The organism is Xanthomonas pisi DSM 18956 (assembly GCF_001010415.1).
Taxonomy (GTDB): Bacteria; Pseudomonadota; Gammaproteobacteria; order Xanthomonadales; family Xanthomonadaceae; genus Xanthomonas; species Xanthomonas pisi.
In genome coordinates, this window is sequence record NZ_JPLE01000291.1 from 1 (window position 1) to 414 (window position 414).

At 48.6% G+C, this 414-nt stretch carries 1 protein-coding gene; it reads left to right on the forward strand.

Annotated features, from left to right (window positions below):
- Positions 1-414 (forward strand): head fiber protein (locus Y887_RS20585; protein WP_211257032.1); only part of this gene is annotated, 414 nt, incomplete at both ends.

Here is a 414-nt window from a genome sequence, read left to right on the forward strand (position 1 = left end):
GATTGTTCCACTGAGCCCGCCGCTTGCATCAGGGTATAACTCAGTAGGTCAATTCTTTATGATTGGCAATGATGGCGATTCGACCAGCAAGCCTAACCTGACATTGTCTGTGCCTAAGATGAACATCACAGACGTTCAAACTGGCTTGACTGCATCAACAATCACCATTGCTTTTGGTGAAGCAGTGATCATAGGTATGGAGTCTGGAGGGTCGAAAAACGCTGTCGCAGTCAAAGTTGTGAAAACCAGCGGCAACCAATACACGTTACCAGCGGCAACAGCTTCCGTTCTTGGTGGCGTCAAAATAGGCACCGGAATAAGCGTAGCAGGTGATGGTACAATCAGCGTCACCCAATACTCATTGCCGATTGCCTCAGCATCTACTTTAGGCGGCGTAAAGGTCGGTACAACTCT